The organism is Pseudomonas sp. JV245A, from assembly GCF_032424515.1.
Lineage (GTDB): Bacteria > Pseudomonadota > Gammaproteobacteria > Pseudomonadales > Pseudomonadaceae > Aquipseudomonas > Aquipseudomonas protegens.
On sequence record NZ_VYKE01000009.1, the window covers coordinates 18,862 to 33,895 of the forward strand.

A 15,034-nucleotide genomic window follows, 5' to 3' on the forward strand; every position below is an offset into this window, starting at 1 on the left:
CCAGAAGTAAAAATTGTTATGAGCCGGGCCTCGGATTTTAGTTAGTGAACTCCGAAAAACAGGCACTTTCGAAAGTATGATTCAATATTTTCATCTTTTCCGCCAACTACCACACCTGCCGTTTCATCCTCAAGAATTTTGAAGGTAATTAGCCTTTGAAGTTCCAACATCCTTTCACTAAGCGATGAAATTTCTCCAGCTAATGACTTACTCACTGGAGCACCGTGGGTAACTTGCGAACGGACAGAATAAACCTTCTTCATAAACTGATAATTAGACTCCATTTCCTCTGGAGTGCCTCCAACAAAGAAGGAAACACGCTCGGACAGTCGATGGGTAAGCTCAGTGGTCGTAGTAGAAAAAAGACTTTCTAACGCGCTGCACATCTGCGCAATCTTCATCGCGGGAGAAGAGGCGCATCGGGATATATTAACGAAGTTCAGAAACCTTGCAAACCTAGTAGTTACTTTATCTATTACCGACGTGGTAATTCGATATCCAGTTTCATGAAGTCTGGTTCGTAACAAAATGCTTTTATCCGCCCATAACTCAAGCTCAGAACGATCAAACGTCACCATCGCATTCCTAAACCCTTGAGTGGTTGATGCCTGAGCATATAGGTTATTGTTTGCCCAATTAACCTTACCCAACCGTTCGAAGCGGCAGTATGCAATCTCACAGATAAAACAGTTATCTTTAATTAGCCATGAATCTTGTAGTATCCACTCCACATACAACAACCATACATGAAGGATTTCATCAGCACTCTGGTAGCCATCCCAAGCATCTAAATCCTCAACCTCGCAAACAACAAGGTGATTCGCAGATCTAAAATAGGTCGACTCAATGAGCCCAGCAAACCGATCAAAGTCGGAAGGCAAGTACCGCTCTATATTTTCGCGCCCCACCACTATGCTTACAGTTGGCATTATTTTGTATATGCCTGATGGCGCATCCACTGATAGCCATCTTAGAGTAGTAACTAGCTCAACGCCCCTCACTCCCACCCCCTATTTAAATTAAGTAACTCCGAAAGTCTAACGTTCTATACCACATTCACACAATCGATAATAAATCGAAGAGTAAACCATGAACCCAACAGCACAGCGGTCGCTTGACCGTGCCCGCGACAAGGTTACGCCTCACCCTGAAAAGGTCGCCTCTTAATAATGAAAGCATAGTCTCCATCACTAAATACTTTGCGAAGCTCAAAAAACTGACTATTCTTCTTACCACTAATTTTTTTGTAATTAATCTCTAGCGCGACATTAATTTCGTCATCCTGCAAAATTAAGAAACCTTTACTCGAACCTCTTTCTACCTGGTCAAAATTTGCAAGATTTTTATTGCCAACTGAAACTATCTCGTTAACATGGACATCTTCGCAGTACCCGCCGTTATTATTCAGGGAGAATGAATCATAATCACACCCATCAGATTCATCCGTTACAAGACCATCCCACTTAAGGCTCAGTATCGGCTCAAGTGACCGCTCATGATTCTCAAGTGAAAGATGCTGCGTTTCAACCATCTTTACTTGCTGATCTACTGAGTTCTTTAACTCCATAGCCTGCAACTGAAGCGCCTCAGAACTTAGCTTCAACTCCCGCCCCTGCTGCATGTAACCAAGCACCAGCCATAAAAAAGCAACAGGGCCGAATACACCTGCAAGAAAATCACCAATCGCATTCAGCTCTAACGTATGTAAAGAGTCCCTTTTTAAATAAACAAGAAACGCGACACCGACTAAATAGATTGCCGTAACGCCCCCGCCAATCACTTCCGATTTTAACTTCATACAGATCGCTCCTTCGAATAATGTTGAGATATTAATGAATCGACCCTTTAGTTGCGAGCTTTTAACAATCTCCGAAAAGGAAATCGCCGCATGATGCTCAAGCGAGTTTTTAAACACTTCCACTTCTGCTGCGGCCTCGGCGGCGGCGCCAAGGGTTTCAACCGGGCCAGGTCCGTAGTCGGCAACATGCTGGGCACCTGGCAATGCATCGGGGGCGTCGACGTTGACCCGGTGGGTTTGCGCGACTTCGAACGCCTCGCCGGCGTCCCGGGCACCCTGCTGGACCTGTTCACCCGCGATCAATACGTTCGCTTCCACGGAAAGGAGCCACCACCAGGGTGGCGCGAGGCAACGGCAGAGGACATTCGCCGGGCAGCCGGGTATCAGCGACCCGATGCGATATTCATTTCCAGCCCCTGCAAAGGCGCCTCGGGCCTGCTGTCTGAGAAGATGAGCCTCACACCCAAATACCAGGCCCTGAACGAGTTGACGCTGCGTTGCATCTGGCTGATGGGCGAGGCCTGGCCAGATGATCCGGTGCCGCTGATCGTCTTCGAAAACGTACCACGGCTCGCCACTCGCGGCCGGCACCTGCTGGACCAGATCAACAAGCTGCTGAGCCACTACGGCTATGCCTTAGCTGAAACCACACACGACTGCGGCGTCATCGGCGGCCTGGCCCAGAGCCGCAAGCGGTTCCTGCTGGTGGCCCGTCACATCGAAAAGGTGCCGCCGTTCCTGTACGAGCCTGAGAAAAAGACGCTCAAGTCAGTGGGTTCGATCCTTGGCCGCATGCCGATGGCCGGAGATATCGAGGCCGCGGGGCCCATGCACCGCGTGCCGTCACTGCACTGGAAAACCTGGGTGCGCCTGGCGCTGGTCCAGGCCGGCAAGGACTGGCGCAGCCTGAACGACCTGGCAATCGAGGATGGGTATCTGCGCGACTTCGTGATAGTGCCCGAGGCTTACGGCGGCTATCTGGGGGTCAACCGGTGGGACGACTCAATGGGCGTTGTCGCCGGCCGGAGCAGCCCAACCAATGGCGCGTTCTCCGTGGCAGACCCACGGGCCAGGGATGGCGCGCTGCAATACCAGCAGTACGGCGTGCGGCGCTGGGATGAAACCAGCGGTGCGGTGATTGGCGTCAAGTCACCCGGGCAAGGGACGTTCAGCGTTGCCGACCCTAGACCTGCAAGTGTTCGGCACAACAACGTGTACCGCGTCTGCAAGATGGAAGGTCCCGCCGGCACTGTCACCGGTGGCCAGTCACCCAGTGCCGGCGGCCAGTGCATTGCAGACCCTCGGCGCCCGGGTGAAGGCTTCGGCAAATACCTAGTGACGCCATGGGACCAAGCAGCGGGTACTGTGATTGCCGGCAGCACCACCGGACAGGGGGCATTTGCTGTTCAAGACCCAATGCCCGGCATGAAGCGGGTGAAGGGAGACGCCTACCTGACCGGCGGCCATTACGGGGTTGTCGACTGGAACGGCCAGGCCGGAGCTGTTTCGGCGAGTGCACGCCAGGATAACGGTCGCTGGTCCGTCGCAGATCCGCGTATGCCAGAGCCCAGTGAAAAGCTCACCTGCGTAATCGAAAGCCTCGACGGCACCTGGCACCGCCCCTTCACCACCCTGGAGCTGGCCGCCCTGCAGAGTCTGGTCGAGCCCGAGGAATGGCTTGAGCTGGACGGCCTGAGCGACCAGGCCTGGCGGGAACGGATCGGCAACGCAGTCCCCCCGGCCGCGGCCGAGGCAATCGCCCAGGTAATGGGCACCACCCTACTCCTGGCAGAAGCCGGCGAAACCTTCATGCTCAGCAGCATGCCGATCTGGGTACAACCCGTGGCGGTGGCGCTGAGCGTTTCCATATCCCAACCGTAAAAAGCGCTTCTTGCCCCGATGCGACGGACCGAACAACGAGTACAGAATCGCGCTTAAGATTTTTTGCTGTGCTCTGTCCGTGATGTAATTACCGGAACTGCATCGGAAGGCGAAATTGTCGTTTGAATAGAAACATCACTCTCGCTATAAAACTCATGCAGGAGTGAAGCCATGCTTCTCCCGGTGGCTTTACTCTCTTGCATCAAGTTATATATATCCTCTCCCCTCATAGGTTTGTCAGCAGAAAATGCGACGGTGGACATATGAAATGCTGAACTCCCCTCCTCTTCCGTACGAAGGGTAGCGTTAACTATATCTTCAGGCTCTATATTAATTGCATCTTGCATTCCCGCTCCATGAGCACCAAACCCAGAGTGCATTCCCGGAACGCTCATACACTCAAGACCAAATAGATCTTTTCGACTAAATGGCAGATGAAAATCATTGAAATTTATGAACTGACGGCCATCTATCCGCATTTGAAAATGATAATGAGGATAGTCAGAGTGACTCCCTGCGTGACCGGCTAAGTCGTTTGGTGAGCAATCGAACGACCATTCGATATTTTTCCACTTGATGGTGGAGCTTAGGATTTTACCGGCAGGCGCTTCCTCAACAAGATCATTGACATTCGCCATAAACTTTTCTTCGTTGGCGCACCATCTTAAATAAGCGGCTATTTGGAAATAACCGTATTTACTAGCTATCAGCCTTATATCTTTATTTTTAAATTTTCCCCGGCGAAGCAGCCAGTGAAGACATGGTTCCTCTTTGCTGATCGTCTTGATATCTCGGCCACATAGATAGCATGTTTGAGCATGGTAGCCTGCCCTGAACTCTGCATGTTGTCTCTGATGCTCATCATGTTGCCCTTGATTCCACCGAGCTTTTTCGTCATCGGTCATCGAATCAAAATGAAGCTTCGCGTTGGCTACTGCGCGCTGAACGTCTAATGCCATAGCAACTTCCCCTTGTTAAGGCGAAACGCCGGACTCGCAACAAGTATCCCATAACCCACTGTCACGCCAGCCCGGCGAGGTAACACCATGAACCCAACAGCAAAGCCGGCGCTTGACCGTCCCCGCGAAAAGCCAGTGCCTGAGCTGCTCCCGCCGATCCTGACCAACCCACCGCCGCCTGATTTGGTCATCTACGCGTTCTGTGATTCGGGGATATCTGCACTACCGGGTGCAACAACTATGGGCTTCCTGCCTTCAAATACGTCGGTTGCGGCGGTGACCAAATTATCAATGCGAGTTTCATACTGGTTGTGAGCCATAGGGGAGTACCAGCTTTTCTTCAGTTGTACGCGATCAAACTGATAGCCAATTGCTTGGCCCATAACAAAAAGAAGATTTACGAATAACTCATCTCGTCGCGCCATTAACACATCAATATTTGAAGTCTCATCCAGGGGAGTACATAAGTGGTCGTGATACTCCTTCCAAGCATTCAGTACATCCTGATCCTTTTTTTGCCTCCAAGACCGTCCTAAAGCAATTGACCCGTAAAACGTTAGGTCAATCATGTTCAAAGCTCGAACATGATCAGCGTGAAGGCGTGCTCCTCGCGTCGCCATAAGAGCATGAAAAACATGAAGTTTTCTTGCCCTTCCCTCTTTAGACCGCTCCACCCACTTCTGGGCTTGCACGGCGAGTATCGGACCAAGCAGCGTTGCAGAAACTATGCACCAATCAGTTGTACTCAAGTCCAGCAACGACATAGCAATCTCCATATTAAGTATTTTTCCTAAGATCCTAGCATGGAGATCTTTTTCAGCCAGGCAAGATTTTGGTTAGTTGGCTAGATAGAAACATAGCTTTCGCTCCAATCCCTCAACAAGGGTACAGCTATGACCCTTCCCGCTCAGATCTACTTCACCTGGAACATCTACACAGGAGCAACGAAATGAAAAAGACTCTCCCAGCAGAAAGCCGAGTTGTGGCTGATCTGGCTGGCGGCTGGATCTTGGTAGGCCTGAACGTGCAGAGTTCGGCAGTGGCTTTACGCCGCGACCACAACGACATGTGGCGAATGGCTGAGCGCCTGGAAGGGATCGCGAACCGTATCAGCAACGGCTACAAGAAGTGAAGAGTCCGCCCGGCCCGGTGGCCAGGACTTGGATGGAAAGGCCTAGACCGGGCGAACGCTGCAAACCATAGCCAGGCGCAACGCCGGCGGCGATCAGCACCATCTGAAACAACACCCTCAACAATCGGAAAGCCTGCCGGCGATGGCGGGCGAGGAATTCCTATGGCCAATACAAAGGCAGCGCAGGCCGTAGAGCTTGCGCCCCGCTTCATCAGAGCAATGAAGGCTCCCGCATACCTCGGTATGTGCAGAGAAGAATTCAAGAACACCGTCAGGCCGCACCTGACTGAAATCCGCATTGGAAAACAGGGTGTTGCATTCGACCGCAACGAGCTCGACGCCTGGGCAGATGCCTACATCCAGTCGGTCGCAATTGAAAAAGCGAGCAATGAGGACAACAATCCGCCCCGCAGTGGGCGCCAAGGAGTTAAGACATGGCGCGAAAAACGATCTCAGGCCTCTACCAGAGGAACGGGATTTGGCACATCGACAAAGTCGTCAGAGGTAGCCGACTTCAGGAAAGCACTGGAGCAAGCGAAAGGGAGGAAGCAGAGCAGTACCTGATCCACCGGCTGGAGAAGCTTCGGCAGGAAAAGGTTTACGGCGTACGGCAGGTTAGAACATGGCGTGAAGCCGCCACCCGCTTTCTGGTGGAGTTCAAGGACCAGCCATCAATCGGGCTATCCGCCTCGCATCTTGAACAGCTTGACCCGTATATCGGCGATCTGCCGATCACGCACATCGATGACGGAACCCTGGCGCCGTTTGTGCGTGACCGCCAGAAGCCGACCAAGACGGCGCAGGGAAAGGTTAAGCCGGGCGTATCGAACAGGACGGTGAACATCGCCCTGCAACGAGTCGTCAGAATCTTGAACCTTTGCCATCGCAAGTGGCGGGATGCAGAAAAGCGGCCGTGGCTTGATAACGTGCCGATGATATCGATGATGGAGGAAAAGAAGTCCAGCCGGAAACCTTACCCGCTGTCCTGGGAAGAGCAATCCATGCTGTTTGCCGAACTGCCGGACCACCTGTTGAGGATGGCCCTCTACAAGGTCAATACCGGATGCCGGGAACAGGAGGTTTGTAAGTTGCGGTGGGATTGGGAGATACGGGTGCCTGAGCTCAGTACCAGTGTGTTTCTGATACCGGCCGGTTTTGGCGGACGAGGTGCCAAGGCTGGAGTGAAGAACGGCGATGAACGCCTGGTGATTCTGAACAAAGTAGCGATGTCCATCATTGATGGTCAGCGCGGCCTACACCGGGAGCTGGTGTTCCCCTATGGACAGCCAGATCAATTCGGGCCAACGGCCATGCATCGGATGAATGATTCAGCATGGAAGAAGGCCAGAGTGCGCGCAGCAGACAAGTGGGAGAAGGACCACCGGACACCCGCGCACCCCGGGTTCAGATCGATCAGGATTCACGACTTAAAGCACACCTTTGGCAGAAGGCTACGTGCAGCAAGCGTGACAGAAGAAGATCGGAAGGCATTGTTGGGACATAAGAACGGCAGCATTACGAGCCACTATTCTACCCCGGAGCTGCAGCATCTGATTGAGGCAGCGAACAAAGTATCAGCGACCGATTCGCGAGGGCCGGCACTGACCATCTTGAGGAGGAAAACGGGTTGAACCCCCGCAAAAGTCCCTGGGCATGAAAAAGCCCAACCTGTGAAGATTGGGCTAAGTCATTGAAAAATATGGTCGGGACGGAGTGATTCGAACACTCGACCCCTAGCACCCCATGCTAGTGCGCTACCGGACTGCGCTACGCCCCGACTAGGCGTGAAACCTGTTTCACTTCTCAGGAAACGGTGAGGAATATACCGCAAGCTTTTGAAAAGTGGAAGTATTTAAAACAGAGAATTACTTTTTTAGCACCACAAGCACATCTTCCAGCTCAGAGATCATCTGACGGATCAGTTGCTTGTACTGGGTCGTATCGTCTTTGGCCTCATCACCGGAAAGACGCAGGCGCGCCCCGCCGATGGTGAACCCCTGGTCATAAAGCAACGCGCGGATCTGCCGGATCATCAGCACATCCTGGCGCTGATAATACCGGCGATTTCCGCGGCGCTTGACGGGGTTGAGTTGAGGAAACTCCTGCTCCCAATAACGCAGCACATGCGGCTTGACCGCACAGAGCTCACTGACTTCACCAATGGTGAAGTAGCGCTTGCCCGGAATGACCGGGAGCTCGTCGTTATGACTTGGTTCCAGCATAAGCCTCAACTCGGGCCTTCAACTTCTGCCCTGGACGAAAGGTGACCACACGGCGCGCCGTGATCGGGATTTCTTCACCCGTTTTCGGGTTGCGGCCAGGACGCTGGCGTTTATCCCGAAGGTCGAAGTTACCGAAACCGGACAATTTGACCTGTTCGTTATCTTCGAGAGCGTGCCTGATTTCTTCAAAGAATAGCTCGACCAATTCCTTGGCCTCGCGTTTATTCAGGCCTAGCTCTTCGTAGAGACGTTCGGCCATTTCAGCTTTCGTCAGAGCCCCCATACGTCACTTCCTTAACGTGGCGTTCAACCTTTGTTCGAGCGAGGTGAGGATATTTTGCGTCGTAGAGTTCACCTCATCGTCGTTAAGAGTGCGCGATGGATGCTGCCAGGTCAAGCCGACGGCAAGGCTTTTTCTATGAGGATCAATGCCTTTACCCTGATAGACGTCAAACAGCCTGAGGTCTGTCAGCCACTCACCTGCATTTTCACGGATTACGTCCAGAACGGCGCTGGCCGCCACGTCACGATCCGCCAGCAATGCCAGGTCGCGACGCACTTCCGGGAAGCGCGACAGCTCATGGAATTTCGGCAAACGCCCTTGAGCCACTTCACTCAGGACCAGTTCAAACACATAGACAGGGCGGTCCAGACCGAGATTCTTCGCCAGCTCTGGGTGAATGGCCCCCAGGAAACCGACTTCACGACCGTCACGCTCGATGCGAGCCGTCTGACCAGGATGAAGCGCTGGATGCTTGCCCGGCACAAAGGTGAATGCATCAAGAGCACCGGCAAAACCCAGTACCGCTTCGACATCCGCCTTGACGTCGAAGAAGTCCACGCCATCGCGACCTTGCGCCCAGCCTTCAGGCAAGCGGCTGCCACATACAACACCTGCCAGCATCGGCTGCTGCTTCAAACCTTCCAGCTGACCAACAAAACGCAGGCCGCTTTCAAACATGCGGACACGGTCCTGCTGACGGTTCAGGTTGTGCTGAAGCGCCTTGACCAGGCCCGGCCACAGAGAGGAACGCATGGCTGCCATGTCGGCCGAAATCGGATTGGCCAGCAACAGCGGTTCGACGCCTGGGTTGAACAGTTCGAACAGCTTCGGATCGATGAAGCTGTAGGTGATCGCTTCCTGATAACCACGAGCAACCAGCAAACGACGCAAAGCAGGCAGGTCACCCTCGGCCTCGGCCTTGGCTTGAGGCGCCAGACGAGCCTGCGGATAGCGAACCGGAAGACGGTTGTAACCATAAAGACGTGCCAGTTCTTCGATCAGGTCAACCTCAAGACTGATATCGAAGCGATGGCTCGGCACCTCAACACGCCACTGCCCTGCCCCATCGGCAGTTACAGTCAGGCCCAGGGCGGTGAGCAAACGCTCTACCTCAAGGCCGTCGATTTCCATGCCCAGCATCTGAGTGATGCGTTCAGCGCGCAAGGTGACAGGCGCAACGGATGGCAGATGCTGCTCGCTGAGCGTTTCAATGATCGGCCCCGCGTCGCCGCCCGTGATTTCCAGCAGCAAGCCAGTAGCCCGCTCCATGGCTTCGCGAGCAAGCTGCCAGTCCACACCACGCTCATAGCGATGGGAAGCATCGGTATGCAGGCCATAGGAGCGTGCCTTGCCAGCAACCGCGATCTGGTCGAAGAAGGCACTTTCCAGAAATACGTCACGGGTATTGGCGGCGACGCCACTGTGCTCCCCCCCCATCACGCCGGCAATCGCCAGGGCTCGGGTATGGTCGGCAATCACCAGGGTATCGCTGCGCAGGGTCACTTCCTGACCGTCGAGCAATACCAGCTTCTCGCCCTCTTCAGCCATTCGTACACGGATGCCGCCATTGATCTCGGCGAGATCGAAGGCATGCAGCGGCTGGCCCAGTTCGAGCATCACGTAGTTAGTGATGTCCACTGCAGCATCGATACTGCGCACATCGGCGCGACGCAGGCGCTCGACCATCCACAGCGGAGTAGGCTTGGACAGGTCGACATTGCGGACGACACGCCCCAGGTAACGTGGGCAGGCAGCCGGAGCCAGCACTTCCACTGGACGCACCTCGTCATGCGCCGCAGGAATCGCCGGCACTTCCGGACGCTGCACCTTGGCCGCGTACAAGGCACCCACTTCACGGGCCATGCCGGCCAGGGACAGGCAGTCCCCGCGGTTAGGGGTCAGGTCGACCTCGATGCTGGCATCGTCCAGGCTCAGGTAAGTGCGAACGTCCTCACCCACCGGCGCATCGACCGGCAACTCCATGAGGCCGTCATTGCCCTCACCGATTTGCAGCTCAGCCTGGGAGCACAGCATGCCGTTGGATTCCACTCCACGCAGCTTGGCCTTCTTGATCTTGAAGTCGCCCGGCAACTGGGCACCGATCATGGCGAACGGGACCTTCAGGCCCGGGCGCACGTTCGGCGCGCCGCAGACAACCTGGAAGGTCTCCGAACCATTGCTGACCTGGCAAACGCGCAGCTTGTCGGCATCCGGGTGCTGCTCGGTGCTCAACACCTCGCCCACTACCACGCCACTGAAATCACCGGCGGCCGGCGTTACGCTGTCGACCTCAAGACCGGCCATCGAAAGACGGGCTACCAGCTCGTCACGACTTACCTGCGGGCTAACCCAGCCGCGCAGCCATTGTTCACTGAATTTCATCCTGCTCTCCTAATAGATTCGTTACGGACGCGCGACTAGCGAAATTGCGCAAGGAACCGCAAGTCGTTGTCGAAGAACAGGCGCAAGTCATTGACACCGTAACGCAGCATGGCCAGACGCTCGGCGCCCATGCCGAAGGCAAAGCCCTGGAACTCTTCCGGATCGATCCCGGACATACGCAGCACGTTCGGATGAACCATGCCGCATCCCATGACTTCCAGCCAGCCAGTCTGCTTGCAGACCCGGCAGCCTTTACCGGCGCACATCACGCATTCCATATCGACTTCGGCGGAAGGCTCGGTGAACGGGAAGTACGAAGGACGGAAACGCACCGCCAGTTCCTTCTCGAAGAACACCCGCAGGAACTCTTCGATCGTGCCCTTCAGGTCGGCGAAATTGATGTCACGATCGACCAGCAGGCCTTCGACCTGGTGAAACATCGGCGAGTGAGTGATATCGGAGTCGCTACGGTACACACGGCCTGGGCAGACAATGCGAATCGGCGGCTGCTGCGACTCCATGGTGCGGACCTGTACCGGTGAGGTATGGGTGCGCAACAACATGTTCGCGTTGAAATAGAAGGTGTCGTGCATCGACCGGGCCGGGTGGTGGCCTGGGATGTTGAGCGCTTCAAAGTTGTGATAGTCGTCTTCAACCTCAGGGCCTTCGGCGATGCCGTAGCCAATATGAGTGAAGAACTGTTCGATACGCTCCAGGGTCCGCGTAATCGGGTGCAGACCGCCCGAGGTCTGGCCACGGCCCGGCAGAGTGACGTCAATGCACTCGGCGGCGAGCTTGGCGCTGAGTTCCGCCTCCTCGAAAGCCGCTTTGCGAGCATTGAGAACCTCTGTTACACGCTCCTTGGCAACGTTGATCAGCGCACCGACTTGCGGACGCTCTTCGGCAGGCAGGTTGCCCAGGGTCTTCATCACCTGAGTCAGCTCGCCCTTCTTGCCAAGGAAGTGAACCCGGATCTGTTCCAGGGCATTGATGTCTTCAGCGTGTTGCACGGCCTCAAGTGCTTGAGAAACCAGCGCATCCAGGTTTTCCATGTACAGACTCCAGATACAAAATAGGGGAAGAGCTTGAAGGCTCTTCCCCTATTTATGACGTTTAACATCTGGGCTCACGAAAGGTGAGCCCGGATGACTGTCGGGGGTACTTAAGCCAAGGTGGCTTTAGCTTTCTCGACAATCGCAGCAAACGCCGCTTTTTCGTTCACTGCCAGATCAGCCAGAACCTTACGGTCGATCTCGATGGACGCCTTTTTCAGGCCAGCGATCAGACGGCTGTACGACAGGCCGTTATTACGAGCACCAGCGTTGATACGAGCAATCCACAGAGCGCGGAACTGACGTTTTTTCTGACGACGGTCACGGTAGGCGTATTGGCCTGCCTTGATTACCGCTTGCTTGGCAACACGGAATACGCGCGAGCGAGCGCCGTAGTAGCCTTTAGCAAGTTTCAGAATTTTTTTGTGACGTTTACGGGCAATGACGCCACGCTTTACACGAGCCATGAGTTACTTCCTCTATTCTTGATCCAAAAATTAACGAAGGCGCAGCATGCGCTCGACTTTTGCCACGTCAGACGGATGCAGCAAGCTGCTACCGCGCAGTTGACGCTTACGCTTGGTCGACATTTTGGTCAGGATGTGGCTCTTGAAAGCGTGCTTGTGCTTGATACCGTTAGCAGTTTTCAGAAACCGCTTAGCAGCACCACTTTTGGTTTTCATCTTTGGCATGTTCGGATACTCCGCATTCAGTTGATAAACATAATCAGAAGGCCTGCCGTGCCCTGTTGATTACTTCTTCTTTTTCGGGGCGATGACCATGATCAGCTGGCGTCCTTCCATCTTAGGATGCTGTTCGACCGAACCGTACTCTTGCAGGTCAGCTTCAACCCGCTTGAGGAGTTCCATCCCCAGCTCCTGGTGGGCCATCTCACGGCCGCGGAATCGCAAGGATACCTTGGCCCTGTCCCCGTCACTCAGGAAACGTACCAGGTTGCGCAGTTTTACCTGGTAATCCCCTTCCTCCGTCCCTGGACGAAACTTGATTTCTTTAACCTGAATCTGCTTCTGGTTCTTCTTCGCAGCAGCAATCTGCTTCTTCTTTTCGAAGATCGACTTGCCGTAATCCATCACCCGGCAAACAGGTGGGACTGCGTCGGCGGAAATTTCCACCAGATCCAGCTTGGCTTCTTCAGCTATACGAAGCGCTTCATCAATCGAGACGATGCCAATCTGCTCGCCGTCAGCGCCAATTAACCGAACCTCGCGTGCCGAGATATTCTCGTTGATCGGGGCTTTCGGTGCAGCTCGTTTATCTTGTCTCATATCACGCTTAATAATAATTACTCCGAATCTTGGCGACCACGCCGGGAAACCGCTTGTGCGAGGAACGCCGAGAATTGGGCGACAGGCATCGAGCCCAGGTCTTCACCTTCACGGGTACGCACAGCGACAGTCTGCATCTCGACCTCCCGATCTCCAATAACCAAGAGATAGGGAACCTTGAGCAAAGTATGCTCGCGGATTTTAAAGCCGATCTTTTCATTTCTCAAGTCGGACTTGGCACGAAATCCGCTTTGATTGAGTGTTTTTTCCACTTCGAGGGCAAAATCTGCCTGTTTATCAGTGATATTCATCACCACGGCCTGAGTCGGAGCCAGCCACGCAGGGAATGCACCCTCGTAATGCTCGATCAGAATCCCGACAAAACGCTCGAAGGAACCGAGGATCGCCCGGTGCAACATCACCGGATGCTTACGGCTGTTGTCTTCGGAAACGTACTCGGCGCCCAGACGGATCGGCAGGTTGAAGTCCAACTGCAAGGTACCGCACTGCCAGACACGACCCAGACAGTCCTTCAGCGAGAACTCGATCTTCGGACCGTAGAATGCGCCCTCGCCCGGCTGCAGGTCGTATGGCAGGCCGGCGCTATCCAGAGCCGCTGCCAGTGCGCTTTCCGCACGGTCCCACAGATCATCGGAGCCCACGCGCTTTTCAGGGCGAGTGGACAGCTTCATCTCGATGTCCTTGAAGCCGAAGTCGGCATAGACATCCATGGTCAGCTTGATGAACGCCGCAGACTCGGCCTGCATCTGGTCTTCAGTACAGAAGATGTGAGCATCATCCTGAGTGAAGCCACGCACACGCATGATGCCGTGCAGAGCGCCCGAGGGTTCATTACGGTGGCAGGCACCGAACTCGGCCAGGCGCATCGGCAACTCGCGGTAGCTCTTCAGGCCCTGATTGAACACCTGCACGTGGCAAGGGCAGTTCATCGGCTTGATTGCGTAGTCGCGGCTTTCCGACTCGGTGGTGAACATATTCTCGGCGTAGTTGGCCCAGTGCCCGGATTTTTCCCAGAGACTGCGGTCAACCACCTGCGGAGTCTTGATCTCCAGGTAACCGTTGTCACGCTGCACCTTGCGCATGTACTGCTCGAGCACCTGGTACAGGGTCCAGCCATTAGGGTGCCAGAACACCATGCCCGGCGCTTCTTCCTGGGTATGGAACAGGCCCAGGCGCTTGCCGATCTTGCGATGATCGCGCTTCTCGGCCTCTTCGATACGCTGGATGTAGGCAGCGAGCTGCTTCTTGTCCGCCCAGGCAGTACCGTAGATCCGCTGCAACTGCTCGTTCTTGGCATCACCGCGCCAGTAGGCACCGGACAACTTGGTCAGCTTGAAGGACTTCAGGAAACGCGTGTTCGGCACGTGCGGACCGCGGCACATGTCGACATATTCTTCGTGGTAGTACAGGCCCATCGCCTGCTCGTTCGGCATGTCTTCGACCAAACGCAGCTTGTAGTCCTCGCCCCGGGCCTTGAACACCTCGATCACTTCGGCGCGCGGCGTGACCTTCTTGATCACGTCATAGTCCTTCTCGATCAGCTGCTGCATGCGCTGCTCGATGGCGGCCATATCCTCAGGCGTGAAAGGACGCTCATAGGCGATGTCGTAATAGAAGCCTTCATCGATGACCGGACCGATGACCATTTTCGCGGTCGGATACAACTGTTTGACCGCATGCCCCACCAAGTGAGCGCAAGAGTGGCGAATGATCTCCAGCCCCTCTTCGTCCTTTGGCGTGATGATTTGCAGGGTTGCATCGCCGTCGATCACGTCGCAGGCATCGACCAGCTTGCCATTGACCTTGCCAGCCAATGTGGCCTTGGCCAGGCCCGCGCCAATGGATGCGGCGACCTCGGCTACGGATACTGCGTGATCGAATGAACGTTGACTGCCGTCGGGAAGAGTAATAGTGGGCATGGCGCCTCCTCTCCTAGTGGTGACCCCTACCAAAGGTCACGTGGGTTGGGATGAGCCAGTACGCGATTCAGTCCGGCCGTTCTGCTACGAACGCCTGCC

General features: G+C 54.9%; 15 protein-coding genes and 1 tRNA gene. 3 read left to right on the forward strand and 13 right to left on the reverse strand.

Going from position 1 to position 15,034, the window contains the following annotated elements; translation table 11 throughout:
* Nucleotides 1-41 precede the first annotated feature (41 nt).
* On the reverse strand, nucleotides 42-959 hold the full coding sequence (locus tag F6S12_RS04465) for a HEPN domain-containing protein (RefSeq protein WP_315868751.1): 918 nt from the start codon (nucleotides 957-959) through the stop codon (nucleotides 42-44).
* A gap of 176 nt (nucleotides 960-1,135) precedes the next feature.
* Nucleotides 1,136-1,798, reverse strand: a complete 663-nt coding sequence (locus tag F6S12_RS04470) for a hypothetical protein (RefSeq protein ID WP_315868752.1) — start codon at nucleotides 1,796-1,798, stop codon at nucleotides 1,136-1,138.
* A gap of 93 nt (nucleotides 1,799-1,891) precedes the next feature.
* Between F6S12_RS04470 and F6S12_RS04475 the strand changes: the two genes are divergently transcribed.
* Nucleotides 1,892-3,679: a DNA cytosine methyltransferase gene (locus tag F6S12_RS04475; protein ID WP_315868762.1), complete on the forward strand. Its 1,788-nt coding sequence runs from the start codon at nucleotides 1,892-1,894 to the stop codon at nucleotides 3,677-3,679.
* Between the two features lie 53 nt (nucleotides 3,680-3,732).
* On the opposite strand, the gene F6S12_RS04480 is transcribed toward F6S12_RS04475, so the two are convergent.
* Nucleotides 3,733-4,638: a hypothetical protein gene (locus F6S12_RS04480; RefSeq protein ID WP_315868753.1), complete on the reverse strand. Its 906-nt coding sequence runs from the start codon at nucleotides 4,636-4,638 to the stop codon at nucleotides 3,733-3,735.
* A 191-nt stretch (nucleotides 4,639-4,829) separates the two neighbouring features.
* Nucleotides 4,830-5,402 carry a DUF6680 family protein gene (locus F6S12_RS04485; RefSeq protein WP_315868754.1) on the reverse strand — a complete coding sequence of 191 codons (573 nt, stop codon included), beginning with the start codon at nucleotides 5,400-5,402 and terminating at the stop codon, nucleotides 4,830-4,832.
* Between the two features lie 185 nt (nucleotides 5,403-5,587).
* Here F6S12_RS04485 and F6S12_RS04490 point away from each other — a divergent pair, with 185 nt between their 5' ends.
* The gene (locus F6S12_RS04490; RefSeq protein WP_315868755.1) at nucleotides 5,588-5,770 is read left to right on the forward strand and encodes a hypothetical protein; all 183 of its coding nucleotides are present in this window, start codon (nucleotides 5,588-5,590) and stop codon (nucleotides 5,768-5,770) included.
* Between the two features lie 434 nt (nucleotides 5,771-6,204).
* Nucleotides 6,205-7,401 carry a tyrosine-type recombinase/integrase gene (locus F6S12_RS04495; protein ID WP_315868756.1) on the forward strand — a complete coding sequence of 399 codons (1,197 nt, stop codon included), beginning with the start codon at nucleotides 6,205-6,207 and terminating at the stop codon, nucleotides 7,399-7,401.
* 69 nt (nucleotides 7,402-7,470) lie between these two features.
* Here F6S12_RS04495 and F6S12_RS04500 read toward each other — a convergent pair.
* The 9 genes from F6S12_RS04500 to thrS all read right to left on the reverse strand — a co-directional run bounded on the left by F6S12_RS04500 (nucleotide 7,471) and on the right by thrS (nucleotide 14,935).
* Nucleotides 7,471-7,547 (reverse strand) — tRNA-Pro (locus F6S12_RS04500).
* Nucleotides 7,548-7,635: 88 nt separating this feature from the next.
* Nucleotides 7,636-7,992, reverse strand: a complete 357-nt coding sequence (locus tag F6S12_RS04505) for a MerR family transcriptional regulator (protein WP_007920509.1) — start codon at nucleotides 7,990-7,992, stop codon at nucleotides 7,636-7,638.
* A complete protein-coding gene (ihfA, locus tag F6S12_RS04510) occupies nucleotides 7,973-8,275 on the reverse strand; it encodes an integration host factor subunit alpha (RefSeq protein ID WP_002553164.1) in 303 nt (100 codons plus the stop codon). The genes F6S12_RS04505 and ihfA overlap by 20 nt, the downstream gene beginning before the upstream one ends.
* A 3-nt stretch (nucleotides 8,276-8,278) precedes the next feature.
* A complete protein-coding gene (pheT, locus tag F6S12_RS04515; protein ID WP_161467172.1) occupies nucleotides 8,279-10,657 on the reverse strand; it encodes a phenylalanine--tRNA ligase subunit beta in 2,379 nt (792 codons plus the stop codon).
* Between the two features lie 35 nt (nucleotides 10,658-10,692).
* Nucleotides 10,693-11,709: a phenylalanine--tRNA ligase subunit alpha gene (gene pheS, locus F6S12_RS04520; protein ID WP_152686078.1), complete on the reverse strand. Its 1,017-nt coding sequence runs from the start codon at nucleotides 11,707-11,709 to the stop codon at nucleotides 10,693-10,695.
* Nucleotides 11,710-11,819: 110 nt separating this feature from the next.
* Nucleotides 11,820-12,176, reverse strand: coding sequence for a 50S ribosomal protein L20 (gene rplT, locus F6S12_RS04525; protein ID WP_011060418.1), 357 nt, complete (start codon nucleotides 12,174-12,176; stop codon nucleotides 11,820-11,822).
* 30 nt (nucleotides 12,177-12,206) lie between these two features.
* Nucleotides 12,207-12,401 (reverse strand): 50S ribosomal protein L35, encoded by a 195-nt coding sequence (gene rpmI / locus F6S12_RS04530; RefSeq protein ID WP_002553160.1) that lies wholly within the window; start codon nucleotides 12,399-12,401, stop codon nucleotides 12,207-12,209.
* 60 nt (nucleotides 12,402-12,461) lie between these two features.
* Nucleotides 12,462-13,013 (reverse strand): translation initiation factor IF-3, encoded by a 552-nt coding sequence (gene infC, locus F6S12_RS04535; RefSeq protein WP_169893379.1) that lies wholly within the window; start codon nucleotides 13,011-13,013, stop codon nucleotides 12,462-12,464.
* The gene (gene thrS / locus F6S12_RS04540; protein ID WP_011060417.1) at nucleotides 13,013-14,935 is read right to left on the reverse strand and encodes a threonine--tRNA ligase; all 1,923 of its coding nucleotides are present in this window, start codon (nucleotides 14,933-14,935) and stop codon (nucleotides 13,013-13,015) included. The genes infC and thrS overlap by 1 nt, the downstream gene beginning before the upstream one ends.
* Nucleotides 14,936-15,034 lie beyond the last annotated feature (99 nt).